The organism is Anoxybacillus sp. FSL W8-0382 (assembly GCF_038003845.1).
In the GTDB taxonomy this organism is placed as follows: Bacteria; Bacillota; Bacilli; order Bacillales; family Anoxybacillaceae; genus Anoxybacillus; species Anoxybacillus flavithermus_G.
On record NZ_JBBOPX010000001.1, the window covers coordinates 335,987 to 361,296 of the forward strand.

The 25,310-nt window shown below is 42.4% G+C and carries 29 protein-coding genes and 2 pseudogenes; 17 read left to right on the forward strand and 14 right to left on the reverse strand.

What is annotated here, in order from left to right; genetic code table 11:
• Nucleotides 1–3: 3 nt before the first annotated feature.
• Entirely contained in the window at nt 4–1,485 is a 1,482-nt protein-coding gene (locus tag NSS60_RS01810) for a methyl-accepting chemotaxis protein (protein ID WP_340720599.1), read from the forward strand.
• A 167-nt stretch (nt 1,486–1,652) separates the two neighbouring features.
• Here NSS60_RS01810 and NSS60_RS01815 read toward each other — a convergent pair.
• Nucleotides 1,653–2,098, reverse strand: a pseudogene (locus NSS60_RS01815) (C40 family peptidase).
• A gap of 225 nt (nt 2,099–2,323) precedes the next feature.
• On the opposite strand from NSS60_RS01815, the gene NSS60_RS01820 reads away from it, so the two are divergent.
• A complete protein-coding gene (locus tag NSS60_RS01820) occupies nt 2,324–3,013 on the forward strand; it encodes a TerC family protein (protein WP_004888842.1) in 690 nt (229 codons plus the stop codon).
• Nucleotides 3,014–3,141: 128 nt separating this feature from the next.
• Here NSS60_RS01820 and NSS60_RS01825 read toward each other — a convergent pair.
• Nucleotides 3,142–4,185 (reverse strand): annotated as a pseudogene (locus NSS60_RS01825) (DsrE/DsrF/DrsH-like family protein); the annotation flags it as partial.
• A 162-nt stretch (nt 4,186–4,347) separates the two neighbouring features.
• Between NSS60_RS01825 and NSS60_RS01830 the strand changes: the two are divergent.
• The 4 genes from NSS60_RS01830 to NSS60_RS01845 all read left to right on the forward strand — a co-directional run bounded on the left by NSS60_RS01830 (nt 4,348) and on the right by NSS60_RS01845 (nt 7,563).
• On the forward strand, nt 4,348–5,064 hold the full coding sequence (locus NSS60_RS01830; protein WP_064214051.1) for an arginase family protein: 717 nt from the start codon (nt 4,348–4,350) through the stop codon (nt 5,062–5,064).
• Between the two features lie 107 nt (nt 5,065–5,171).
• Nucleotides 5,172–5,402, forward strand: a complete 231-nt coding sequence (locus tag NSS60_RS01835) for a FeoA family protein (RefSeq protein ID WP_004888845.1) — start codon at nt 5,172–5,174, stop codon at nt 5,400–5,402.
• Complete coding sequence (feoB, locus tag NSS60_RS01840) at nt 5,399–7,402, forward strand: ferrous iron transport protein B (protein ID WP_340720600.1); 2,004 nt, start codon at nt 5,399–5,401, stop codon at nt 7,400–7,402. The genes NSS60_RS01835 and feoB overlap by 4 nt, the downstream gene beginning before the upstream one ends.
• A 14-nt stretch (nt 7,403–7,416) precedes the next feature.
• Nucleotides 7,417–7,563, forward strand: coding sequence for a FeoB-associated Cys-rich membrane protein (locus NSS60_RS01845; protein ID WP_004888847.1), 147 nt, complete (start codon nt 7,417–7,419; stop codon nt 7,561–7,563).
• Nucleotides 7,564–7,579: 16 nt separating this feature from the next.
• Here NSS60_RS01845 and NSS60_RS01850 read toward each other — a convergent pair whose 3' ends face one another.
• The 8 genes from NSS60_RS01850 to NSS60_RS01885 all read right to left on the reverse strand — a co-directional run bounded on the left by NSS60_RS01850 (nt 7,580) and on the right by NSS60_RS01885 (nt 13,474).
• Entirely contained in the window at nt 7,580–7,858 is a 279-nt protein-coding gene (locus tag NSS60_RS01850; protein ID WP_004888848.1) for an acylphosphatase, read from the reverse strand.
• Nucleotides 7,859–8,001: 143 nt separating this feature from the next.
• The gene (locus NSS60_RS01855) at nt 8,002–8,499 is read right to left on the reverse strand and encodes an NAD(P)-dependent oxidoreductase (RefSeq protein ID WP_004888849.1); all 498 of its coding nucleotides are present in this window, start codon (nt 8,497–8,499) and stop codon (nt 8,002–8,004) included.
• Nucleotides 8,496–9,212 (reverse strand): sirohydrochlorin chelatase, encoded by a 717-nt coding sequence (locus NSS60_RS01860; protein WP_004888850.1) that lies wholly within the window; start codon nt 9,210–9,212, stop codon nt 8,496–8,498. The genes NSS60_RS01855 and NSS60_RS01860 overlap by 4 nt, the downstream gene beginning before the upstream one ends.
• 3 nt (nt 9,213–9,215) lie before the next feature.
• Nucleotides 9,216–9,989, reverse strand: coding sequence for a uroporphyrinogen-III C-methyltransferase (cobA, locus tag NSS60_RS01865; RefSeq protein WP_004888851.1), 774 nt, complete (start codon nt 9,987–9,989; stop codon nt 9,216–9,218).
• 9 nt (nt 9,990–9,998) lie between these two features.
• Nucleotides 9,999–10,586 carry an adenylyl-sulfate kinase gene (cysC, locus tag NSS60_RS01870; protein WP_004888852.1) on the reverse strand — a complete coding sequence of 196 codons (588 nt, stop codon included), beginning with the start codon at nt 10,584–10,586 and terminating at the stop codon, nt 9,999–10,001.
• Nucleotides 10,583–11,662 carry a sulfate adenylyltransferase gene (gene sat, locus NSS60_RS01875; protein WP_004888853.1) on the reverse strand — a complete coding sequence of 360 codons (1,080 nt, stop codon included), beginning with the start codon at nt 11,660–11,662 and terminating at the stop codon, nt 10,583–10,585. The genes cysC and sat overlap by 4 nt, the downstream gene beginning before the upstream one ends.
• A gap of 44 nt (nt 11,663–11,706) precedes the next feature.
• Nucleotides 11,707–12,753: an inorganic phosphate transporter gene (locus NSS60_RS01880; RefSeq protein ID WP_004888854.1), complete on the reverse strand. Its 1,047-nt coding sequence runs from the start codon at nt 12,751–12,753 to the stop codon at nt 11,707–11,709.
• Nucleotides 12,754–12,766: 13 nt separating this feature from the next.
• On the reverse strand, nt 12,767–13,474 hold the full coding sequence (locus NSS60_RS01885; protein ID WP_004888855.1) for a phosphoadenylyl-sulfate reductase: 708 nt from the start codon (nt 13,472–13,474) through the stop codon (nt 12,767–12,769).
• A gap of 201 nt (nt 13,475–13,675) precedes the next feature.
• Here NSS60_RS01885 and NSS60_RS01890 point away from each other — a divergent pair, with 201 nt between their 5' ends.
• Entirely contained in the window at nt 13,676–14,068 is a 393-nt protein-coding gene (locus tag NSS60_RS01890) for an HD-GYP domain-containing protein (RefSeq protein WP_081254031.1), read from the forward strand.
• Here NSS60_RS01890 and NSS60_RS01895 read toward each other — a convergent pair.
• Nucleotides 14,063–14,281, reverse strand: a complete 219-nt coding sequence (locus tag NSS60_RS01895) for a DUF1128 domain-containing protein (protein ID WP_004888858.1) — start codon at nt 14,279–14,281, stop codon at nt 14,063–14,065. The genes NSS60_RS01890 and NSS60_RS01895 overlap by 6 nt on opposite strands.
• Before the next feature lie 79 nt (nt 14,282–14,360).
• Here NSS60_RS01895 and NSS60_RS01900 point away from each other — a divergent pair, with 79 nt between their 5' ends.
• Genes NSS60_RS01900 through NSS60_RS01910 form a run of 3 tightly spaced genes read left to right on the forward strand, consistent with a single transcriptional unit; the run spans nt 14,361 to nt 15,961 of the window.
• Nucleotides 14,361–14,831 carry a low molecular weight protein-tyrosine-phosphatase gene (locus NSS60_RS01900; RefSeq protein WP_004888859.1) on the forward strand — a complete coding sequence of 157 codons (471 nt, stop codon included), beginning with the start codon at nt 14,361–14,363 and terminating at the stop codon, nt 14,829–14,831.
• Nucleotides 14,832–14,844: 13 nt separating this feature from the next.
• The gene (locus NSS60_RS01905; RefSeq protein ID WP_004888860.1) at nt 14,845–15,138 is read left to right on the forward strand and encodes a hypothetical protein; all 294 of its coding nucleotides are present in this window, start codon (nt 14,845–14,847) and stop codon (nt 15,136–15,138) included.
• Complete coding sequence (locus tag NSS60_RS01910; protein ID WP_004888861.1) at nt 15,128–15,961, forward strand: YihY/virulence factor BrkB family protein; 834 nt, start codon at nt 15,128–15,130, stop codon at nt 15,959–15,961. Before NSS60_RS01905 ends, NSS60_RS01910 begins: the two co-directional genes overlap by 11 nt.
• Before the next feature lie 206 nt (nt 15,962–16,167).
• On the opposite strand, the gene NSS60_RS01915 is transcribed toward NSS60_RS01910, so the two are convergent.
• Together NSS60_RS01915 and NSS60_RS01920 are read right to left on the reverse strand one after the other, a co-directional pair.
• Nucleotides 16,168–16,314 (reverse strand): BH0509 family protein, encoded by a 147-nt coding sequence (locus NSS60_RS01915; RefSeq protein WP_004888862.1) that lies wholly within the window; start codon nt 16,312–16,314, stop codon nt 16,168–16,170.
• 65 nt (nt 16,315–16,379) lie between these two features.
• The gene (locus NSS60_RS01920; RefSeq protein ID WP_088223636.1) at nt 16,380–17,552 is read right to left on the reverse strand and encodes an MFS transporter; all 1,173 of its coding nucleotides are present in this window, start codon (nt 17,550–17,552) and stop codon (nt 16,380–16,382) included.
• Between the two features lie 140 nt (nt 17,553–17,692).
• On the opposite strand from NSS60_RS01920, the gene cax reads away from it, so the two are divergent.
• Both cax and NSS60_RS01930 read left to right on the forward strand, forming a co-directional pair.
• Nucleotides 17,693–18,742 (forward strand): calcium/proton exchanger, encoded by a 1,050-nt coding sequence (cax, locus tag NSS60_RS01925; protein ID WP_004888865.1) that lies wholly within the window; start codon nt 17,693–17,695, stop codon nt 18,740–18,742.
• Between the two features lie 125 nt (nt 18,743–18,867).
• Nucleotides 18,868–19,620, forward strand: a complete 753-nt coding sequence (locus tag NSS60_RS01930) for a YfkD famly protein (RefSeq protein ID WP_230456243.1) — start codon at nt 18,868–18,870, stop codon at nt 19,618–19,620.
• Nucleotides 19,621–19,654: 34 nt separating this feature from the next.
• On the opposite strand, the gene yfkAB is transcribed toward NSS60_RS01930, so the two are convergent.
• Nucleotides 19,655–20,779, reverse strand: a complete 1,125-nt coding sequence (yfkAB, locus tag NSS60_RS01935) for a radical SAM/CxCxxxxC motif protein YfkAB (RefSeq protein WP_004888867.1) — start codon at nt 20,777–20,779, stop codon at nt 19,655–19,657.
• Nucleotides 20,780–20,891: 112 nt separating this feature from the next.
• Here yfkAB and NSS60_RS01940 point away from each other — a divergent pair, with 112 nt between their 5' ends.
• The 5 genes from NSS60_RS01940 (at nt 20,892) to rlmD (ending at nt 25,180) form a co-directional block, all read left to right on the forward strand.
• Nucleotides 20,892–21,086 (forward strand): SE1561 family protein, encoded by a 195-nt coding sequence (locus tag NSS60_RS01940; protein WP_340720601.1) that lies wholly within the window; start codon nt 20,892–20,894, stop codon nt 21,084–21,086.
• Between the two features lie 92 nt (nt 21,087–21,178).
• Nucleotides 21,179–22,702, forward strand: coding sequence for a fumarate hydratase (locus NSS60_RS01945; RefSeq protein ID WP_340720602.1), 1,524 nt, complete (start codon nt 21,179–21,181; stop codon nt 22,700–22,702).
• A gap of 103 nt (nt 22,703–22,805) precedes the next feature.
• Nucleotides 22,806–23,570, forward strand: coding sequence for a delta-lactam-biosynthetic de-N-acetylase (gene pdaA, locus NSS60_RS01950; protein WP_051035135.1), 765 nt, complete (start codon nt 22,806–22,808; stop codon nt 23,568–23,570).
• A gap of 107 nt (nt 23,571–23,677) precedes the next feature.
• Nucleotides 23,678–23,809 carry a hypothetical protein gene (locus NSS60_RS01955; RefSeq protein ID WP_268915696.1) on the forward strand — a complete coding sequence of 44 codons (132 nt, stop codon included), beginning with the start codon at nt 23,678–23,680 and terminating at the stop codon, nt 23,807–23,809.
• Nucleotides 23,810–23,821: 12 nt separating this feature from the next.
• Entirely contained in the window at nt 23,822–25,180 is a 1,359-nt protein-coding gene (rlmD, locus tag NSS60_RS01960; RefSeq protein WP_340720603.1) for a 23S rRNA (uracil(1939)-C(5))-methyltransferase RlmD, read from the forward strand.
• Nucleotides 25,181–25,310: the final 130 nt, after the last annotated feature.

A 25,310-nucleotide genomic window follows, 5' to 3' on the forward strand; every position in this document is an offset into this window, starting at 1 on the left:
TGTGTGGATTTCATCGAGCAACTCAAAATGGAAGAACTGAGGAAGAAAAATTTTTTCTTGTTTCTTATTTACACGCTTAGTGCAGTAACAGGTGTAGTCGGGCCTATTTTGATTGGAGAGAAAGTTGAGAAGATTGCCTTTTATGGTGGCAGTCTTGTTCTAAATGCCCTCGTGTATATGGCGTTAAAAAAGATGAAAAAGTACGAACACATCTATCCATATTTTATTATTTTTATATTATTTTCTGCGACATTAGGTAGTTTATTTACGACAGGGGGAAGTTTAGGAACGATCGCACTCGCTTTTTGTTTAGTTGTGTTATCTGTATTGCATTTGAATCGCACGTTGTTTGTAACAGGACTTCTGCTTGGCATTATCATTTTAGTTGTCGGTGCACTTGTTCCATCTTCTTTTCAGCAAGTATTTCAAAAGACAGGACATACGGTTTTTATTGTTTATGTGGTGATCGGTATCGCGCTTTCTGTGCTGCTATATCTAAGCCGTAAGCAATTTCATCAACTTGTTGAACACGTTGGGCAGGCGCACGAGGAAAAAGAAAAACAAACAGCAAGAAGACATGAGCTCGAACAACAAGTAAAGCATATTATTGAAAACGTCGAACATATTCACCAAAAAGTACTTCAAAATGTGCAAGCGCAAGAAGAAATGAAAGAAGCGATTCGTCAAGCTGCGGTAGCGGGTCAGGCGCAGAGCGAGCAAGTCATCGATATACACAATGAAGTAGCGGAAGCGAAAGCGATGGGTGAGCAAATTTATGAAACGTCTAAACAATTAAAGGAGCATTCCTCGCAATCGAGCGAGATGGCGCAAGCGGGCATACAAAAAATGCATTTGTTATTGATGCATACAGAAAAGTTTCGCGAAGTCATTCATGCCACAAGGGCAACATTAAATGCGTTAACGAGCAAAATTGCGAGTACAAATGAGTTAACAAAAAAAATTAATCAAATTACAAATCAGACGAACTTATTGGCATTAAATGCGACAATCGAGGCAGCACGCGCAGGGGAATATGGAAAAGGATTTGCGGTTGTCGCTGAAGAAATTCGCAAGCTAGCTGTGTTGACGGAGGAGACGACACAACAAATCGTTCACAATTTGTCAGAAGTGAATGAAAGCAATAATGAGTTGCTGGAGCGGATGGATGAAACGAGCGAACAACTGACAAAAAATGAGACGTTGACAAGTGAAGTCAACGCTTACTTCGAAAAGCTATATCAATCGCTAACTTACTTACAAGAGCAGCTATCACACTTTTTTATCATTAGCGAAAAGTTAGAGAAACAAGGAGAAAAAATGGACCGTTCCATCAGCGATTTTTCAGTTTTCATTCAACAATCAAGCGCTTCGCTTGAAGAGGTGAGTGCAACAGTAGAACATTTAAAAGATGCGAATGAACAAATGGCAGCGTATGTAACAGAAACAGCCCATCGTGCCGCGGCCATTCAACAACAAATGATGTAAACAAAAAGCACCTCCATCATCCCCATGTTACATACATTATATATCGAAAAAATGCGGGGGGAAAATGAAAAAATCATGAAAAAAAGCAGGGAACATTCCCTGCTTTACTGTCGAGAGCAAGCACTCCGCGTCGAAAAGACGTTCGGCATGAAGTGCTCGCCTTCGCATTATAATCGTTTAGCGCCAACAAAACGTTGTTTCCAGTAAGATTGGTGAATCGAGTCTACTTTAACTCCTTTGGACGTAGCATGAATCATACGATTTTTTCCAATATAAATGGCAACGTGTGAGATTCCTTTATGTTTCGATGTTTTGAAAAATAGTAAGTCTCCCGGTGCTAATTGGTTCAGAGAAACAGGACGCCCTTTCGTATACATCGCGCCAGAAGAACGTGGAAGCGATACACCTATTTTTTATATGTATAGCTAACAAAACCAGAGCAGTCAAATCCTTTCGGTGTCGTTCCTCCTGTACGATACGGTGTGCCAATAACTTTATGTGCTTCAGCGATAAGCGTTTTAGCTGAGAAGGCAGCTTCTGTTTTGAAAGGGTTTGCAAAAAACGTGAAACATAGCAACATGAAGAGAGCGGTAGTGACCAGAACTTTTTTCATTGCTTGAACCTCCAAAAGACTTGTTCCATGGACGAGTACATTATAGCAAAAAAGATGTCGAAAAATTGTTACATAGCCATTAAATTATGTTACAAATACATTACAACGATCAGTTTTTGTAAAAATAGAGAGAGAATTTAACATATATGTCGGAATACAAAAGTTGAATGTAGACGAGCTTCGCGATAAGATAGGGGAGAAGTACATTGAAAAAGGGGAACTGTAATGGGTGATTGGATCATTTCGTCAGAAGCGATTGTCGCTTTGTTAAAAATTATTGCGATCGATATTATTTTATCTGGGGATAACGCCATTGTGATTGCGATGGCTACACGTCGGTTGCCAGAAAAACAACGCAATCGAGCCATTTTATTTGGTACAGCTGGAGCGGTTATTTTACGCGTATTATTTGCCGCAGTCATTGTATTGTTATTACAAATTCCGTTCGTCCATCTTGCCGGGGGATTATTGTTGCTTTGGATTGCATATAAAGTGTTAATTAACGAGGAAGAGGAAGCAAATGTACAAGCGGCAGATCGGTTATGGAAAGCCGTTTGGACCATTATCGTTGCCGATGCTATCATGAGTTTAGATAACGTCGTTGCGATTGCTGGTGCATCTGGTGGGCATATTGGCATGATTGCTTTTGGTGTCGCGATCAGCATTCCGATTATGATTTTCGGATCAAAGGCCATTGTGTTGGCGATGGAAAAATATAAGTGGATTCCGTACGTTGGCTCAGGTATTTTAGCATGGACAGCAGGGGAAATGTTATTAAAGGATGAACAGTTACAAAAATGGATCGCTGTTTCACATGGTTCGCAATCGCTCGTATTTCTTATTGTTGTCACCGCATTGATTTTACTAGCGGGCTATGTGAAAAATAAAAAGATCGATAAGCGAAAAATAGCATAAAAAATTTCATGCATGCACGTATAAAATCAAAAATAACGGTCATAATGGATAATGCTAAGTGTATTCCCCCGATCCCCCTGTGAATATACTTGAAAGGGCTATCTCCACGACGAGATAGCCCGATTTTTTTAAATAAACAAGTTTAATCCTGCTTCTTCAGCATCTCCTAAATATGTTGCGACGCCACCAATTTCGATTCCGTCAATTAATTCTTCCTTTTTAATGCCCATAATGTCCATCGACATCGAGCAAGCGACGAGTTTTACACCTGCAGCCATGGCGTTTTTCATTAATGTTTCAATATCGTCTACATGTTTTTTCTCCATGACGTATTGAATCATTTTTCGTCCCATGCCTGCCATGTTCATTTTTGATAACGGTAGATCATGAACGCCTTTTGGCATCATCATGCCGAACATTTTTTCAAGCATATCTTTTTGAACAGGAGGTGCGTCTTTTCTTCGCAAAATATTTAGCCCCCAGAACGTAAAGAACATTGTCACTTTTTTCCCCATTGCAGCAGCGCCAGATGCGATAATAAACGAGGCGATTGCTTTATCTAAATCACCGCTGAAAACGACGATTGTTGCCCCATCTTTTTTCGTTTCTGTTCCGTTAGTTATTTCCGTTCCTTTTCGAATGTAGGCGACAAACATTTTATTTTCGAACGTCGTTTTTAATAGCGTGTTGCCTGTTTTTTTACACCATGATTGAATGTCGCGAGCAAATCCTGGATCTGTTGCTTTCACCTGTAATACATCGCCGTCTTTCAATTGTTCCATTGTTTGATATACTTTCATAATTGGTCCCGGACATTGTAGTCCGCATGCATCTAGCGTAGTTGTTGCTTGAACATGCATGACGTCGCCACTCTCCAATGGTTTTTCTTCTTCCTTTTGCTGTTCGTGTTGTTCACCATAAACGGCTGCGTATGTTTTATACCCACCGTCTAAGTTTTTCACACGGAAGACATGTTGGGACAATATGCGTGCGGCTAAGTAACCGCGTAATCCAACTTGACAATAAACGTAGATCGTTTCATCTTTAGGAAGCTCATGAAGTCGTTTGCGCAATTGTCCGAGTGGGATGTTGATTGAGTCCGGAATGAAGCCCATATCGCGTTCGACTTCTTCACGCACATCCACAAAACACGCCCCGTTTTTGATTAATTCATGTTGTGAATTGTATCACAAGTAACTAAATAGATAAAGGGGTACTAGTATTTACTTGTGACGAATATGTTAATACTTTCTCCAAAAACGTCGTTGTATGTATTGATAAGATGTTTGTATAATTTTGTTGAAGAGAAAACTTGCACAAGGGTGGGAAGAAATATGCATCCAAGTGTAACGTTTTTAAACTTCGACGATACGTATACGTGGCAGCGAAATCTTCTTCGTTTTCCTCATGAGTGGATCGATATGTATGACATTAAAGGAACGAATTTATATTGTGATGATCAAGCCATTCGAGAAATTGAAAGCCGTCTTACTCGTCGCTACACGAGAGGGATTACGTTTATCGGTAGCGGCAATTATCATTATGTTTCGTACGTATTGCTTAAGCAGCTTCATGAGCCGTTTACGCTCGTATTGTTTGACCATCATACAGATATGAATGAGCAAACGTTGTTTCCACTTCTTTCATGTGGCTCATGGGTATCATACGCTCAAAAACACGTTCCAGCATTAAAACACATTGTCATCATCGGTTCAGCAACTTCGCACGTCTCTTCATGTGTAACTATCTTTCCAAAAAGCGATATGATGTACGCGCCAATGACGATTGTGCGCGCCATTCCGACAAAACATATATACATTAGCATTGACAAAGATGTGCTTCGCCCACAAGATGCCCAAACAAATTGGGATCAAGGGACGATGCCATTACAGACGCTCGTGACGTATATCGACCATCTTTATCGCTACAAGCACGTGCTCGGTGTTGATATATGTGGTGAAGACGTTTCATTTTGTGCGAAAAACGAAAAAGCAAATGAAGCGATTATACGTGCATGTTTCAAACATATCTCGATATCATCGGCGTCTTAACATTTCTTAACATTTTGTGAACATGGTGAAAAAAGATAGATTTTTTCTTTTTATGGTATTATAATGTGTATTGATAAAGGTTATCATTATTAATTGGGGGATTACGTATGGTTGCGATGACGCAATTACGGGTTGGGGAACGCGCAAAAATTGTTGATTTATCGCGAGTAAGTGATTTAGTAAAAAGAAGGCTGTTAGATATGGGTGTAACAGAGGGGTCAGAAATATGTTTAAAATGCACGATGCCGCTTGGTGGCCCATTTATGATTGAAAATTGCGGGCAATGTGTTGGCATCCGTCGCCATGAGGCGATGAACATTCAGGTGAAGCCGTTATGATGCATGTTGCACTCGTAGGTAACCCAAATACAGGGAAAACATCATTGTTTAATCAGCTCACAGGGACGTATGAGTATGTTGGAAACTGGAGCGGTGTGACGGTTGAAAAAAAGGTGGGCGTTTTGCGCAGTAAAAAAGCGAAAATAATTGATTTGCCCGGCGTATATTCGCTTCATCCGATCTCACGAGATGAGCGAGTAGTGACGCAATTTTTATTGACCGAGTCATTCGATGAAATTTTAAATATTGTCGATGCGTCACAATTAGAACGAAATTTATTGTTGACTGTACAGTTATTGGAATTTGGTAAGCCATTGGCGATTGCTTTAAATATGGTCGATGTGGCAGAAAGAAGGGGGATATCCATCGATCAAAAAAAATTAGCGGAAGCGTTGCATGTACCTATCGTTTCAGTCGTTGCCCGAACGGGAAAAGGGTGCGATCAAGTGGAGCGCATGTTAATGGGAAAAGTGTCTCAAGAAGTGAAACCGCTCCACATATATTACGGAATCGCGTTGGAACGAGCGATTGCACGTTTTGTTGAGACGTGGGGAGCGGAGGAGAAATTCCCTGCCCGTTGGCTCGCCATTCAATTTTATGAAGGAAATAGCTACGTCCGCGATTATGTAGCAGAAAAATTGCCGGAAACAACGTGGCGTTCATTATATGAACAAGCCGAAAAAGAAGTGCAACAAGCCGAGCAAACACCGCTTGATCAGCTCATTTACGAACGTCGTCGCTCCTTTGTAAGAGAAGTGATTGAACAGTCAGTGCAACGCCAAAAAATTGCGCGTGTGACGGTGACAGACCGCATCGATGCGGTAGTCACAAATAAATATGTCGGCATTCCGATTTTTCTACTAGCGATGTATATATTATTTCAACTCACATTTGATTGGCTCGGGGCACCGCTCTCCGATTTGCTTGATGCGTTTTTTGCAGGTCCGTTAACCGATTCGGTGACGGCGATGCTAGAAGCGATCGGTGCTTCTGAATTTATCCGTGCGCTCGTTGTTGATGGCATTATCGCAGGGGTAGGCGGCGTGCTTGTGTTCGTTCCGCAAATTTTTATTTTATTTTTCTTTATTTCGTTTTTAGAAGATTCAGGGTATATGGCACGTGTAGCGCTTGTCATGGATCGATTAATGGAGTCGGTCGGATTAAATGGAAAAGCGTTTATCCCGCTCATTATTGGGTTTGGTTGCAATGTTCCGGGCGTCATGGCGGCACGGACGATTGAGCAACCACGGGAGCGGCTCGTGACGATGTTGTTAACACCGCTTATGTCTTGTTCGGCACGTTTGCCTGTATATGCTTTGTTTGTCGGTGCGTTTTTTGCGGCAAATCAGGCACTTGTCGTTCTTTCTTTATACGTTCTTGGTGTTTCACTCGCACTTATACTTGCAAAACTTTTTTCGTTAACGATTTTAAAAGAAGAAGCATCGGTGTTTGTCGTGGAATTGCCACCATACCGTATGCCGCAATGGCAAGCGCTATGGCGTAGCACGTGGGATAAAGGAAAAGGATTTGTGAAAAAAGCAGGGACGTTCATTTTTGGCGGTTCTGTTGCCATCTGGCTATTATCTTACGTTGGACCGCATGGTATCAATGTAAACATGGACGATAGCTTTTTGGCGATGATTGGTGGTGTACTTGCTCCGTTACTTGCACCGCTTGGATTTGGAACGTGGCAAGCTGGAGCAGCACTGTTGACCGGATTTTTAGCTAAAGAAGTCGTTGTGTCGACGATGAACATTATTTATCATGTGCCTGATGTTGAGTCGCTTCAAGGGCTCATGGCCTCGCATTTTACAGCTTTATCTGCGTTTAGTTTTATGGTATTTGTGTTACTATATGTTCCGTGTTTAGCAACTGTTGCAACGATTTACAAAGAAACAGGTTCACGAAAATGGACGATGTTTTCCATTGGATATGCGCTCGTACTGGCGTATATTGTTTCATTTGTGATTTACCAAGGCGGAAGCTTGCTTGGCTTCTAAAGGAAGGGATATATATGGTTGTGAATATTGTTATCGGATCAGTCATTTTTGGATACGCAGCATGGACGATTTTTCGTTTCATTCAAAAAAGTAAGCGTGGAACATGTGCGGCTTGCTCTGTCAAAGGATCGTGCGGCACAAGTTGTCATGAAAAAAGCTGACATCAGTCAGCTTTTTTCAATATATAATGCGAAAAGTAGTTTCGTGAGGAACTGTAGGAATGGCGTATTGTTCTATTCGTTCCACACGCGCAAATGGCGGTCCTTTTTTTATTTCATCGACAAACGCCTCCACACGTTCAACTTCTCCTTGCACTTCTATTTCGATTAAATGGTCGACATCACAATTTTTTACCCAACCAGTCAGCCCCCGTCTTCTTGCTTCATATTGGGCGAAGTAGCGGAACCCTACACCTTGTACGCGACCGTGCGCAACAATGGAATAACGAACGATCATATGTTTATCTCCTTCGCTAAAAATTTTCTATAAAAATCATACAACAGCCTACCTCGCATTGCATACGTTGAATACGTAAAAAGATTTACTCATTAGAGGTGCTAGTATTAGAGTCGTAAAAAAAAGAGCTTTGATCGAAAGGATCAAGGCTCTTTTCGTTGTTGCCGTTGCTCATATAGCTCGTCGATATATTCAGCAATCGATTCATCAAATATTTGTTCAAGTTGTTTTTTGATTTGCTTGGCAAGAGTCGGGCTTGCACCACCTGTTGTAATGGCGATTTGTAATTTTCCGCGCGAAAAAAATGCAGGAACATGAACGTTGCCGAGAAGATGATGGCTAGCTACGTTGACAAGTTGGTTTGGCGCTGCATATGTAGCGATTTGTTCATTGACATTCGGGTCGTTTGTCGCTGCAATAATCAAAAAAGCATCGGCATAATCGTTCGGTTCGATTTCGCGCGCATGCCATGTAATTTGTTGTTGTTGTGCTAAATGAACAATCTCATCGATCACTTCTGGGCTAATGACGGTAATGTGGGCTCCTTCATGAAGCAGGGGAAGCAAGCGGCGATAAGCAATTTGCCCTCCGCCAGCAATGACAACTTTTTTTCCTGTCATTCGCACGAAAAGAGGGATCATACCTTTTCCTCCCATTCATTCAATTGTTTTTCAACGAGACGATCCAAAACGTCGTATGTTCGAATGGGAGGATACAACGTAAATGACACCTCGCTTGTTTGTTGTGCTTGCAACGTCTGATGAATGTAGTCAAGCAGCTGCCCGAAAAATAAAATGTATGGTACAACCGCAACTTGTTTATGACAACCTGTATGTGCAAGCGAAGCAACAACGTCAGAAAAAGAAGGAGAAGCAGCCGCTAAATAACATGGATATACGGGTATGTTTGTTTCGTTTTGCAATAAATGAGCGATCTGCTGAAAATCCGCTTGTGCTTCCGTATCGCTACTTCCGCGGCCAACGAGCATAATGGCGTCAGTTTGTTGAATTGTATCGGATATAGCGGAAACGATATCATGTTGCACACCGAACGGCTTTCCGTATGTAATCGTCACAGAAGGAAACATCCCTTTTGCTTTTTCTAGTTCAAGCGGGATGTCGTGTTTAGCGTGATTAGCTGACAATAGTAAAAGGGGAATAGCATAGATCATTTTTGCTCCCTCACGAACACAACGTTCCACTCCTGTGACAATATTCGGTTCACATAATTCTAAAAAGCATATATGTTGAATCGGTATGGAAATAGAAGAAGAGAGACGTTCGACGAAAGCGACCGCCTCTTTTTGTCCTTCTGCTGAACGACTTCCGTGACAAATATATAAAACAGCCTTCATACGCTACCTCATTCCATGTGCCATTTTTTCATCCATCATCATTTCAAACCATTGCAGCTGTTCATGTAGCCGAACGACTTCTCCAACAATAATGATGCTAGGATTAGAGATCGGATGTTTTTTCACAACGTCCACAACCGTATCTAATGTCGCTACGATCGTTTTTTGTTCGGGAAGCGTTCCCCATTGGATGATCGCAACAGGAGTTTGCGGCCGTTTGCCATATAACTTTAGTTGTTTGCAAATGAAAGGGAGTTGTTTTACGCCCATATAAATGACGAGCGTATCGACTCCTTTCGCTAAATGTTCCCACTGTACTGCATCTGTGGCATCACATCGGCGATGGCCTGTAACGAACGCAACACTTGCGCTAAAGTCGCGATGAGTTACAGGGATACCCGCATATGCTGGAACAGCGATGCCGGATGTAATGCCTGGAACGATTTCAAAAGGAATGCGGTGTTTCATAAGTGCTTGCGCTTCCTCGCCACCGCGTCCAAACATAAATGGATCGCCGCCTTTTAATCTCGTGACTGTTTTCCCTTTTTTCGCATGTTTCACTAAAAAATGATTAATCGTTTCTTGTTTCATTGTATGGTAATTTGGTAGCTTTCCGCAATAAATCAAATCTGCGTCACGTTTGGCATACGATAGTAGCTGTTCGTTAATCAGGCGATCGTATAAAATGACGTCTGCTTGTTGAATGCATTTTAATCCTTTCACAGTAATGAGTTCGGGGTCCCCAGGACCTGCGCCGACTAAATATACTTTCCCCATTGTCTCCACCTAAATCCATTGTTTATTTTTTAAGTAAGAAATAATTTGTTGCACGCATTGTTCAATCGAATATTGTTCTGTATCGACAACAAGTTCTGGTGAAAGCGGTGGTTCATATGGCGAATCAATGCCGGTGAAATCGCGAATTTCGCCATTGCGCGCCTTTTTGTACAACCCTTTTGGATCACGTTGTTCGCACGTTTCAAGCGGACAGCGGACGTAAACTTCTACAAACTCATCTTGTTCTAGTTTATTGCGAACGAGTTGGCGATCTTGGCGGAAAGGAGAAATAAAGGCCGTGAGCACGATTTGGCCGCTGTCTACAAACAATTTCGCGACTTCACCAATGCGACGGATATTTTCGGTGCGATCTTCAGCGGAAAAACCTAAGTCGCTATTTAAACCGTGACGCACGTTATCACCATCAAGCACGTAACATTGAACGTTTTGTTCAAACAACGTTTTCGCGACAGCGTTCGCTAACGTGGATTTCCCTGATCCCGATAACCCAGTAAACCAAAGAACGAAGCTGTGATGGTTATTTTTTTTTCGGCGATCTTCTTTTGTCACACTTTCTTGATGCCAAACGATATTCATGACCGTCCACCTCCGACTGTTTGCAATCCATCCATCAGCACGCGAACCACTTCGGGACGGCTGAATGTACTTGGCGGCATCTCACCAGCTCGCAACATTTCCCTTACTTTTGTGCCGGAAAGAACGACGTGGGCTGTTGCATCGTGCGGGCATGTTTTTGTTGACGCCATCGCTTCGCATTTTGTGCAATAAAAGCTATGCTCGAAAAAGAGCGGAGTAATGCCGAGTTCTTCATTTGTAAACTGTAAGAAAATTTTTTGTGCATCATACGTGCCGTAATAGTTGCCAACTCCCGCATGGTCACGTCCGACAATGAAGTGCGTGCAGCCGAAATTTTTGCGTACGAGCGCGTGGAAAATGGCTTCACGTGGACCTGCATAGCGCATCGCGGCCGTAAATACGCCAAGGAAAACACGATCTTTTGGATAATAATGCTCAAGCAATACTTGGTAGCTTTTTAGGCGAATGTCTGCTGGGATGTCATCTTCTTTCGTTTCGCCAACGAGCGGATTTAAATAAAGACCGTCGACAATTTCAAGTGCACATTTTTGAATATATTCATGAGCACGGTGAACCGGATTGCGCGTTTGAAACCCGACGACCGTTTTCCAACCAAGTTCCGCAAATCGTTGTTTTGTTTCTTTTGGTGTAAAAAAGAACGGTGTAAAAATTCCTTTGTCTGTTTGGCGTACAAGTTGGACAGGGCCTCCAATATATACATCTGGTTTTTCAAATAATTTTTTAACGCCAGGGTGTGCTAAGTCTTCTGTTTGGTATACAAGAAGAGCTTCTTTTCGCTTATCTGGGCGATATATATGTTGTACTTCCATTGTGCCGTATACGGTTTGTTCATAAACGAGCTCGACTTCATCGCCGAGCGATAGTTGTTTTGCTTGTTGTTCGGTTACCGCAAGTGTGATGGGGATGCTCCATACTGCTCCATTCGTTAGTCGCATCGTTTCGACGACGGAATGATAGTCATCTTCCCCTAGAAATCCAGTGAGTGGTGCATAGCCGCCAATCGCAAGCAATTCAAGGTCACTTAATTCTGCCTTACTTAATACAATTTGTTTCATTTTTTATGCCTCCTAAACTTATTATTCTTATAAAATAACTAGGATTAAATACCGCCACCGTGCTCGTGAAACGAACGACGTTCCTCGGTGATCGTCTTTTTTAAGCTAATCGTTCCGAGTGTAGCAAAACAAACACTAACAATGGCGATTGCTGTATAAATATCGCTATGAAGGAACAATTTAATTAAGCTATATGAGACAGCTAGTGAAAAAATAGGCGAGACAATCCATACTTTTAGCACTTGAATGACAATTTGCTTTTGCCAAATCGAAAAGCCACTTTTTGTTGTGCCGATGCCGATGATGGCTGATGTCGTAATTTGTGTGAGCGGAACGGGAAGGCCAAAAAGAGACGAAACGATAACGAGTGTTGCGCCGATTCCTGAAATAATGCACCCTTCAAGTTGAGAGAAGGTCGTAATTTTTTTCCCGTTCGTCTCTAGCACGCGGCTGCCAAGCAAAAGCGCCCCTAGTGCAACGAACAATCCACCAAAAATGATGCCGTGCTGGACAGATAATAAACCTGCTCCAACAAGGGGACCAACAGCATTTGCGACATTGTTCATTCCTGCAGAAAATGCCTCGAAAAATCCAGCGATAATGAGCAACAAGCCAACCCATTTGTTTTGTTTCAATGTTTTTCCTTTTATCCACTTGCTAATGAAAAAAGCGAGAAAAAAAGCAGCGAACGGTGTAATGATCCAAAACGAAACGATCCACATAAGCTTGCTGACGTATAAACTTTGATATGCAATGCCAGCTCCAACGACCGCCCCAACTGTAATTTCGCTTGTGGATAACGGAATGCCGAGCATGTTTGCGGCAAATAATGAAATGGTAGCGGCTGCTAAGACGATGACGACAAGATCCGTTTGCAAAATAGATGTAGGGACGATGCCAGAACCGATCGTTTTGACGACTTCTCCTCCGCTTAAGCTGCCGAGAAAAATAGCAACAGCGCATATGAATAAAGCGATGCGCTTATTTGACAATGTGCCTGACCCATAAGCAGCACCCATCGTTGCGGCAGCACCGCTTCCCCCGATGTTCATCGCAAAGAAAAAAGCGATAATAAAAGCAACTGTAACCAACGCGTTTCCCCCTTTACGACTCGTGCAAGCCGCATTCTGTTTTTCCTAGCCCAGCCCACCGTCCAGAACGCAAATCTTCTTCCGTATAAGCAGGGGCTGTACATGGTGCACAACCGATGCTCGGATATCCACGATCATGAAGCGGGTTATAGGAAAGATTGTGGCGATGCACGTAGCGCCATACGTCTTTCCATGTCCAATGAATAAGCGGGCAAACTTTAATGTTTTGAAACTTTTTATCGAGATTGATAAATTCGACATGTTGCCGTGTTGGTGATTGCTCGCGGCGCAGTCCGGAAATCCATGCTTTTTTTCCTGTCATCGCTTGCCGAAGGGGAATAATTTTTCTTAGTTCACAGCATTTGTTCGGATCTTTTTTCCAAAGCTCAGCCCCGAATTGTTGTTCTTGCTCTGCAAGCGATAAAGATGGGGACTGCAAATGAATGCGCAAGCGAGGATACGCTTGCTTCACGCGTTCAATCGTTTCATACGTTTCAGAAAAATGTAAATGCGTATCGAGAAAAACAATTTCCGCATCGTCACGTACTTGCGAAATAAGGTCAATGAGCACAATCCCTTCAATGCCGAAACTGCAAGCATACAAAAGATCATCACCATAATGATCGTACGCCCATGACAGCACATGTAGTGCCCCTTTTTCATTATTATCTATTGGAAAAGTAGGTTTTTGGACATCATCCCACGTTTCATACGTAATCATGCTTCATCCCCCTTACTATTTGATTGTTTTAAATTTTAACACAATTCAACCGAATGTCAATCATAGTTTTTCTATCGGAATTTATTTTTTTAAAACGTCATGGCAAATGAAAAAAAACATGATTATACTGTTTGTATGGGAGATGTTGAAGGGGGTGGAGATGTTTGCGACTCATTTTATGTGAGTTTGTTATGCGCACATATGGCGTATCAACATCATGAGCATGCAGATGGTTCTGGTGCACCGCGCGGATTAAAAGAAACGAACATTCATTTGTACGCTCAAATTTGCGCTATTGCCAACGAATATGAAAATTTAATTTCTTCCGAATTTGTGCCACCGCATGAAGCGCTTGAAATTATTATGGCGCGGAGTGGCATTCGCTATAGCCAACAACTTGTGCGGTTGTTTGTTGATACGATCCCTGCGTATTTACCAGGAACGATGGTGAAAATGAGCGACGGAAGAAACGCAATCGTGACAAAAATTGTTGAGCATATGCAACGTCCATATGTCCGATATATGGATACACATGAGGAAATTTCGCTTGTTGATCATCCGTCGCTCCTCATTGCCGGACAGGCAATTTTATAGTTTTTTTCGCAAGTTTCCAAGCTCTTCAGCGATTGCTTGCATTTCGCTTGGACTAAATGTTTGCTTTTTCATCACCATATCGTATATATCTTTTAATTCATCGTATAGCTGTTCATCGAAATGGTCCGGTTTAATGGCATCAAAATTTAATACTTTTAACTTTTCTTTTATTTGTTCGATCATTTGTTCAACGGATAAATGCATCGTCGTCATCCTTTCGTATATGATTGTGTTCATTGTACCATGGTTTGACTGTTCATTCTACTTATTCTACGTTATGAGGTGAAAAGCAATGATTCGGGTGTTATTTGTTTGTTTAGGAAACATATGTCGTTCTCCAATGGCAGAAGCTGTATTCCGGCATCTTGTGAAGCAAGAAGGATTGGATCATGTCATTTCTGTTGACTCGGCAGGAACGGGCAATTGGCATGTGGGGAAACCACCACATCACGGGACTCAGCGTATTTTAACGGAAAAACAAATTGACTTTACAGGGTTAAAAGCACGTCAAATTTCAAAAGAAGATTTTCATACATTCGATTATATTATCGGAATGGATAGCGATAATATCGCTCATCTTCGTCGCCTTGTTGGCGATTCGTCGCACGCTGTCATTGCTCGTTTTATGGATTTTGTGCCAAACCGTCGCGTAGACGATGTCCCTGATCCGTACTTTACAGGAAATTTTGAAGAAGTGTACGAATTAGTCGAAGAAGGATGTAAACATATATTAGAGCGAATAAAACGAGATCATTCGTTGTAAGGGGGAGAAGACGATGGGAAAGGGGAAATGGATTGCATTAGCAGGGATAGCTTTGTTGTTAGCGAATAACAAAACAAGACAAGTCATTAAAGAAACGTGTCGTGAGTGGATGGATAGCGTAGAACAAGTAAAGGAGACTGTTCATCAAACGAGACAACATGTAGACGAGATGATGAATGATTTGCAGTTTATTGTGAATAAACTAAGTGAAGTAAAAGAAACAACACCGCAAGTGATGGAGTGGATAGAGGAGCTGATTCGTAAACGTTCCTCGTGGAAGCGAGGTGGGGTGGGAGATGATTGTTAGCTTTTCTGTTGTTCGTGAGCTAATGAAACGGTTTGAAGAAGATGAAATTTTTGATTTATCCGCTGAGTTAGCATATTTCTTTTTGCTGTCGCTATTTCCATTTTTACTGTTTTTGTTAACGTTTTTATCGTATTTGCCTATCCCGCACGAAGATGTGATCGCCTTTTTCAGTCAATATGCGCCAAGCGAAACGGCGCATTTAATTGAGACAAACATTAAACAACTTATAGCAGCGCAAAGTGGAAAGTGGTTATCTTTTAGCGTGCTTGCTACGGTGTGGGCTGCATCGAACGGTATGTCGGCCATTATTCGGGCATTAAATCGAGCATACGATGTGAAAGAAACACGCTCTTTTCTCGTTGCTCGTGGAGTTTCGATTTTGCTTACTTTTGCGATGATTTTTGTCATTATTGTCGCGCTCGTCTTCCCTGTATTCGGAAAAATGATCGGTACATTTCTTTTTTCAGCGTTTGGTCTTTCTGATGTGTTTTTACACGTATGGGAAACGATTCGTTGGTTTGTTAGCTTTGTCATTTTATTTTTTGTTTTTTCTGTGTTATACGTTTTTGCCCCAAGCAAACATGTCCGGTTTCGCGACGTATGGATAGGAGCGTTATTTGCGACTGTAGGTTGGATGGGCGTCTCACTTGCTTTTTCTACCTATGTAAACCAGTTCGGTAACTATTCTGCGATGTATGGCAGCTTAGGCGGAATTATTGCGTTAATGGTTTGGTTTTATTTATCTGGCATGATGATTGTATTAGGTGGGGAGCTAAACGCTATTCTTTGTTGTAAACGAGAAGGAAATATGCGCATACGGTAGTTATTCCCTCTTATAAAAAAACGCGGTTAAACCATATTAAAAGTGAACGTGGATATGAAGGGGGAATATACGTGACGAAAAAAACGAAAAAAGACGGCGGAACAAAGCAAAAAGGAAAAAACCGCCCGAAACATAAAACGAGTAGCAGTGCGAATGGACAAAACGGATATCACTAAAGAGAAGAGGGATGCGGCGCGCATCCCTCTTTATTCTGCGATTTCTTCGTAATGATAGTATGTTTGGTTGTAAATATGTTCGATTTCTTCATCAGTCATATAAACGAGTTGTTCTTGATTAAAGCTCCGTAATTTTGTAATAAACTCAATCATATTTTTTCTTTCTTCTCTACTCATCATCATCGCTCTCCCCTCTGTTTTAAAACAGTTTGTTTTGTTTAATTGTATTATATAACAGAGGCTTAAAAAGCGTCAATGTTTTTTTCTTGTTTTTTTGAAAAATATTTTGAAAATTTCGTGAGCGGACGCTGGGCAAGTAATAAAAGAAACAGTAGCGAACTCACGCTAAAGAAAAATAGCCTTTCTTGCTGTTGTAATACAATGCCCCCAATCGCAGGCCCACATATGCTGCCGATGCTATATAACATCCCGCACAATATGTTGCCGACAGGAAGAAGTGATTTTGGCAACAAATCGGTCATATACGCCATGCCGAGCGAAAAAAGTGAACCGACAAACATACCTGCGACAAAAAAGGTGACTGTCAACGGCACAGGAGAAATGAACCATTGTGCAATGATAAAGCAGATCGATCCGACGGTTAACGAAACGGTGATCATCGCTTTTCGCGAGAAGCGATCACTTAATACGCCAAGCGGGAGTTGAAAAGCAATTCCGCCAAGCGCAAACGCCGGAAGCATTATCGCGACCGTCTCAACATGTAGTCCATTTCGCAAGGCGTAAATCGGAAACATGCTATGGAGTGAAGCTTCTAAAAATCCGTAGCCAAACGGCAATAACAATGCGGGCCACGCTTGTTTCCAAGCATGAAAAAAGCGTAGCGTGCCAATTTTTTCAGCTTGCTCTGTTTCAGGATAGGCATGTGGGAGAAAAAATAATAACACCCACCCACATAAGCTAATCAATGATGAGACGATAAACGGCAACGTCTCATGAACGTGAACGAGCGGAACGAGAAGCGGTCCGATCATAAAACCAACGCCAAACGATAAGCCGTATAGTGAGATGTTGCGCCCGCGTCGATGCGCAGGAGATGCGTATGTAATCCACGTTTGTGTGCCAAAATGAAAAATGTGGTCGCCAATTCCAATCAACAAACGAAGCATAAACCAAAACAGCAAAGATGACCAAATTGGAAAAATAGCCAACGAAACGATAACGATCGCTCCGCCAATAATAGTTAAACGTTTAAAGCCGTAACGGCGAAGCGGACGTTCTAAAAGTGGCGATACAATTAGGACGCCGATGTACATGGCTGTGGCATGCATGCCGCTAAGCGATGAATGAACGCCATTTTGTTCAAAAATGACAGAAATAAGCGGTAGTAATAGCCCTTGCGCAAGACCAGAAATCATGACGCTGCTAATTAAAATGAAAAAATGACGTTGTCGCATAGTGCCCTCCTGTAACGTGTTCACTATGTTCGATGTTAAAATGTTTTATGCGAAGAAGCAACAAAAAAGACAGATGAAAACGGAAATGAATTTGTGTAAAATATGGTTGATATTCCATAAATGAAAAAGGGGACGATTCGATGGAACGCATCTTTTTTTTATTGACGGCGATTGGTGTGCCGCTTTCTGTTGCAGGAAGTTTGCTTCATTGGCCCGCAGCACCGATGTTTGTCGTTTACTGTGTTACCATTATTGCACTTGCTAGTTATATGGGGCGAGCGACAGAAAGCTTGGCAATTGTGGCAGGGCCGCGCATTGGCGGTTTGTTAAATGCGACATTTGGCAATGCGGTAGAACTCATCATTTCGATTTTTGCGCTAAAAGCTGGATTAGTTGGTGTCGTGCTTGCATCTTTAACCGGCTCTGTGCTTGGTAACTTACTGCTTGTGGCAGGCTTATCGTTTTTTGTCGGCGGTTTAAAATATAAACGGCAATCATTTAACGTATATGATGCGCGCCATAACTCAGGTCTATTAACGTTTGCCATTTTAGTTGCCTTTGTTATTCCAGAAGTGTTTTCGATGACGGTGAATGAACAAAAGACGCTGTCGTTAAGCGTAGGCATTTCAGTCATTATGATTGCGCTCTATTTAGCTGCACTATATTTTAAACTCGTCACTCATCGCGGTGTATATCAACATAAAGAAGGTGAGGAAGAACATGAAGAGCCAGAATGGTCAAAAGGAAAAGCGATGCTCATTTTAGCGCTTGCTACTGCGGCTGTAGCATATGTATCAGAAAGCTTAGTTCATACGTTTGAAGTCGTCGCCCATTCGTTTGGCTGGAGCGAACTGTTTATCGGTGTCATTATTGTCGCGATTGTCGGAAATGCCGCTGAGCATGCTTCCGCCATTATTATGGCATATAAAAATAAAATGAACGTCGCTGTTGAAATTGCCGTTGGTTCAACGCTTCAAATTGCGATGTTTGTTGCGCCTGTATTAGTGCTTGTATCGCTTGCATTTCCGACGAAAATGGCGCTCGTCTTTACGCTTCCAGAACTTGTTGCAATGGTGACAGCGGTATTGTTGACAATTGTGCTTTCGAACGATGGAGATACAAACTGGTTTGAAGGAGCGACATTGCTTGGAGCGTATATGATTATGGGAATCGGATTTTATTTGTTGTAATCCGTTAGCGGTTGCTGACGGATTTTTTTTGTGAAGAGGATAAATTGTTTACTTTTGAAAAAAATAACGATGAACAACGTAAAAAGGAAAGGGGCTTACGTATGAAGAGATGGTTTGCTTTCAGCATGATGTTTATTTTCTTCTGTATGCCAACGATTAGTGAAGCAACTGTCAAACTTCCTTCATCGGTCATTGACATTTCAAAAGAAAATACGTATCCGAATCCGACACAAAATTTGCCGTATTTACAACCGAGCGAACTAGCGAAACAACTGCTTCAGTCCGCGAATGTTAAAATTGAAAATCCGGAATTAATTCGTCTTTTAAACGAATCGTCGATTTCAAGCACGCCATTTGCGATTGGTTACGAAGCGACGATTTATTTAGGGCAATGGCCGTTGAATTACGAATCGATAGAAACATCAACGAACTGGGAGTATCAAAAAGTAAATACAAACTTTATTGACAATCGTGGTGGGAAAACGGCTGTTCGATTGATGTATCGCCAAGAGATGCAAAAACAAGTGCGCGGAGGCCTAACGGCAAGCATACCGAACGAAGAAGATGTGAAAAAAATGATGCTTTTAACAGCGATGAAAAAAACAAATTTACCGCTCTCTTTCAGCACATGGATCGGCATGGGAACGAAAAAGGAACAAGCGTATAACGTTCCGCCGAAAAAGTTAGGCTATTTATATGCTTACGCCCCGGCGGTCAATGAAAAAGGAAAAGTGACGTATGGCGAAGTATATATCGTCTTAAAAGGAAAGAAAAAAAGCATTGTCGTGAAAAACGTAACATCGCAAGGTATCGGTGCTTGGATTCCTGTGCAAGACCGTCTATCATTCGCATTTGTTGCTAGCGACGTACCACGATGACAAGAAAAAGCTTGTCGAGCGTTCGACAAGCTTTTTATCGTTCAATTTTTGCTTTTCGCGTCGTAAAATCAACGTCTGGGTAATAACGGTTTTTCACGAGCACGTTCGGTCCTAAACATTTCACCGCAGGGCAGTGGCAGTTTAGTGATTTTGCTAAATGAGATGCCATCCATTTGTCATAAGCAGAAAGAAGCGAGTCGGTTTGAATGTTTCCGAGCGTCGGTTCATCACCGAAATCAGTCACAATAATGTCGCCTGTAAAGATGTTGACGTTTAACCGTGAACGTCCATCTGGATCGTTTCGTACTGTAACATTTTTACTTGCATATAAACGTTTTAACAACGCTAAATCTTCTTCGTTGTCGCTGCACGGATAAAACGGCAACGTGCCAAACAACATCCAAACGTTTTCATCCCGTATATCGAGCAAATGATGAATCGTTTCGCGCAGTTCATCGAGCGTTAACGTTTCCAAGTTGCTCGCAAAGTCACTCGGATACATCGGATGCACTTCATGTCGTTTACAGCCCATGTCGTTTACAATTTGGCGATGAATCGTTTCTAAATGTGGACGTGTCCGTTTATTTAACATCGTTTCCGCGGATACGATGACGCCCGTTTTCGAAATGGCACGTGCATTTTCGATCATGCGTATAAAATAACGTTCACGCTGTGCGACGGTTGGCTTTTTCTCCATCATCGCAAAACCGCCTTCGACAAAATCATCGATCGTGCCCCAATTATGCGAAATATGCAAAACATCTAAGTAAGGGATGATTTTTTCGTACCGTTCTAAATCGAGCGTTAAATTTGAGTTAATTTGTGTGCGCACCCCCCGCTCATGTGCGTATTTTAACAGCGGCACGACGTATTGCTCAACAGATTTCATCGAAAGCATTGGTTCACCGCCTGTAATGCTTAACGAGCGCAAGTGCGGAATTTCATCGAGACGGCGAAGAAGGAGATCAAGCGGCAACGCCTCAGGATCTTTCGTACGCAATGTGTAACCGACTGCACAATGCTCACAACGCATATTACAGAGCGTCGTTGTTGTAAACTCGATATTTGTCAACTGCATGCTGCCGTACTGTTCGACATCCATATATGCTTCCCATGGGTCAAATGTAGGGGTAATCGCTTGACGCAATAATGTTCCCATAATCAAGCTCCTTTTAATTAAAATAGACCTAACGATAATTATGCAAACGAAATGGAACGATTGTCAACGATGTTGCGATTGCGTACGATAAAGAAAAAGCGAGGTGACGACGTTGGGCAACGCAGTATCAGATCAAAATCTACAACTATCCTATTTAAAAACGCGCTTAAATATGTTTCTTGAAGTGCTTGAAGCCATTGACCCAGAAACGACGGAGTTAGAAGATATTGACCGTCTTATTCAAATGATTGATGATTTAGAAATGAAATACGAGCGGTTTAAAAAGGATTGGGGAAAAAGTCGCTAAGCGGCTTTTTTTTTGCGTTTAAAAAAGATGTATAATACAAGTGGAGAATTCGAAAAATTGTTACATATTGAACAAAGGGGAAGGGTTATAGGATGGAAAAGTTTCAAGAGAGTATGTACAAGCTAATCGTTGAGACGTCAACAAAATTGCCGAAAGATGTACGCCGCGCCATCGCTAAGGCGAAGATGCGTGAAAATGCTGGAACGAGGGCGGCGATGTCGCTTGCGACGATCGTACAAAACATTCAAATGGCAGATGAAAATGTATCGCCGATTTGTCAAGATACCGGATTGCCGACATTTAAAATTAAAGTCCCTGTAGGCGTCAATCAAATGGAGATGAAAGAAGCGATTCGTCGAGCGATCGCTCAAGCAACGAAAGACGGAAAATTGCGTCCAAACTCCGTTGATTCGCTAACAGGCGAAAATAGCGGTGATAATTTAGGGATCGGACTGCCTGTTGTGAAATTTGAGCAATGGGAAAAAGATTATATTGATGTTCGTTTAATTTTAAAAGGTGGCGGCTGTGAAAATAAAAACATTCAATATAGCTTGCCATGTGAATTAGAAGGGCTCGGTCGTGCCGGTCGTGACTTAGATGGCATTCGTAAATGTATTTTACATGCGGTATATCAAGCGCAAGGACAAGGATGTAGCGCAGGATTTATTGGCGTTGGCATCGGCGGCGACCGCTCTGCCGGATATGACTTAGCGAAGGAGCAGCTATTCCGCCCTGTTGACGATGTGAACCCGAATGAAGACTTGCGCAAATTAGAAGAATACATTATGGAAGCAGCCAATAAACTCGGCATCGGCACGATGGGATTTGGCGGAGAAACGACGCTACTCGGCTGTAAAATCGGTGTCATGCACCGCATCCCGGCAAGCTTTTTCGTTTCTGTCGCATACAACTGTTGGGCGTTTCGCCGCTTAGGCGTTATCATTGATCCGCATACGGGCGATATTCAAGAATGGCTATATCAAGAGGGAGACGACGTCGACTTCCAACAAGAAGAAACGGAAGTTGTGGGCGAAGCGCGTGAAGTGGTGCTTGAAGCGCCAATTACAGAAGAACAAATTCGCTCATTAAAAGTCGGCGATGTCGTTCGTATTAACGGCATGATTTATACAGGACGCGATGCGATTCATAAATATTTAATGGACCATGATGCCCCTGTGGATTTAAACGGTCAAATCATTTATCACTGTGGGCCGGTCATGTTAAAAGACGAAAATGGAAAATGGCACGTGAAAGCAGCGGGTCCGACGACAAGCATTCGTGAAGAACCGTATCAAGGAGAAATTATGAAAAAATTTGGTATTCGTGCTGTCATCGGAAAAGGTGGCATGGGGGCGAAAACGTTAGCGGCATTAAAGGAACACGGCGGCGTGTATTTAAATGCCATCGGTGGTGCAGCGCAATATTATGCGGATTGCATTCAATCCGTTGAAGGCGTCGACTTTTTAGAATTTGGCATTCCAGAAGCGATGTGGCATTTGCGTGTAAAAGACTTTACAGCCGTCGTCACGATGGATTCGCACGGAAACAGCTTGCACGAAGACGTCGAAAAATCATCGCTTGAAAAATTAGCCCAGTTTAAAGAACGTGTATTTTAATGGAAATCCGTCTAGTGATGAGCTAGGCGGATTTTTTATATCTCTTTTTGCACAACCTATTATTGAAATGAATACGGAGGTGCAAGCAGTGAAAAAAACGATCATGTTGCTTTTTTTCTTTTTATGTTTTCCGCTTAGTCAAGTTGATGCGATGTCATGGGGGTTTAAGCGAAGCGAAAATCATCTTCCTCCTTCTGCTGGGAAACAGTTAGACGAACTACTCGCCAAATACGATGCTTTTTATTTAGGCGATCCGACGAAAAAACATATTTACTTAACGTTTGATAACGGATATGAAAATGGCTATACAGCGCAAATTTTAGACGTGCTTAAAGAAAAAAACGTTCCTGCGACGTTTTTTGTAACTGGTCATTATTTACAATCTGCCCCTGATTTAGTCAAACGCATGGTCAATGAAGGGCATATTGTAGGTAACCACTCATGGCACCACCCCGATTTGACGACCGTCAGCGATGAAAAGTTGCGTGAGGAGCTAGAGATGGTTAGAAAGAAAACAGAACTGTTGACGGGTCAGAAGCATATGCGCTACATGCGTCCTCCACGCGGCATTTTTGATGAGCGTACGATGCGTATTGCGCGCGAACTCGGCTATTATCATGTTTTTTGGTCATTAGCGTTCGTCGATTGGCACGTGCACGATCAAAAAGGTTGGTTGTATGCCTACAATAACGTCATGAAACAAATTCATCCTGGTGCGATTATATTGCTGCATACAGTATCCAAAGACAATGCCGATGCGCTTGCTAAAATTATTGACGATTTGCGAAAAGAAGGATATGTTTTTAAAAGCTTAGACGATTTCATGTTGCAAAAAATCAATGTTCCTACTTGGATTTTCTCCCTTTGACGATGTGCAAAGGGATTTGTTTTGATACAATGGGAAAGGGGAGAGATGGTAATGATTCACTGTTTGGTCTGGGGCGTCCAAATGTACTCCCGAAAGGAGACGTCGGTTTGCAACGGGCGATTGAAGGAACATTTCAGCTCGATCATCGCCCGACGATGAAAGAAATGGACGCATTTCAACGAATGTGGGAACCATATGCAAGCTATGCCGCTTTGTATTTGTGGAGAAGTATAGAATAGGGGAGATAAGCAATGCTACAACAAGGACAGCAATTTCCATTAACGATTAAACGATTAGGCATTAACGGAGAAGGGGTCGGCTATTTTAAAAAACAAGTGGTGTTCGTTCCAGGAGCGCTTCCAGGAGAAGAAGTCGTCGTTCAAGCGACGAATGTGTACCCAACATATACAGAAGGAAAAATGGTGCGCATACGAAAACGCTCCCCTCATCGTGTTAAGCCGCCTTGTCCAGTATATGAACGGTGCGGTGGATGTCAACTGCAACATCTTGACTATCACGCGCAATTAGAGGCAAAACGTGATATCGTCATTCAAGCACTGGAACGCCATAGCCGATTAAATATAGAAGCACTTCATATTCGTCCGACGATCGGAATGGAAGACCCGTGGCATTATCGCAATAAAAGCCAATTTCAAGTCGGAGTGAAAAAAGGGCGCGTCATCGCTGGACTTTACAGCATGAACTCGCACGAGCTCGTTGACATTGACCGCTGCTTGATTCAACATGACGCGACTAATCGCGTCACAACGGTCGTGAAAGTGATTTTACAAGATTTGCGCATTCCGGTTTATCACGAACGAAAGAAAACAGGTGTTGTGCGCACGATTGTCGCCCGGGTCGGATTTTTTACAGGTGATATACAATTAGTCATTGTGACAGCGACGAAAGAACTGCCGCGTAAAGAGCTGTTTGTAGCGGAAGTGAAACGCCGTTTGCCAGAAGTGAAATCGATCGCGCAAAACATTAACGGGCAAAAAACGTCGCTTATTTTTGGCGATGAAACGATCGTTCTCGCAGGCGAGCCGTACATTCAAGAAGTGCTTGGCGATTTTTCATTTGAACTATCCGCCCGCGCTTTTTTCCAGCTTAATCCGATTCAAACGATCAAGCTATACGACGAAGTAAAAAAAGCAGCAGCACTAACGAAAAACGAACGCGTCGTCGATGCGTATTGCGGCGTCGGCACAATCGGGCTTTGGCTCGCTCGCGAGGCAAAAGAAGTGCGCGGTATGGATACGATCCCCGAAGCGATTGACGATGCGCGCCAAAATGCCGAACGTCACGGCTTCACCAACGTCACTTATGCGGTTGGAAAAGCGGAAGTATTGTTGCCAAAATGGGTGAAAGAAGGGTGGAAGCCAGACGTCATCGTTGTCGACCCTCCACGAACAGGCTGCGACAACGCTTTATTAAAAACGATGTTACAAGTGAAACCGAAAACAGTCGTGTACGTTTCTTGTAACCCATCCAGCCTCGCCCGCGACATCGACACCCTTGCAAAGCACTATCACATCGAATACATTCAACCGTTCGATCTTTTTCCACATACGGCGCATGTCGAAAGTGTCGCGAAGTTGGTGAGGAAGTAATGGATGAAGTGACCCCTGTCAAGTAGACAGGAATAAAAAAGCACATTTAAGCTGAACCGCACCCCAATTGTTAGACACAACTAACCTTTGGAGGTGCAGTTTTTATATGACTAAATACAGTTTATGACTT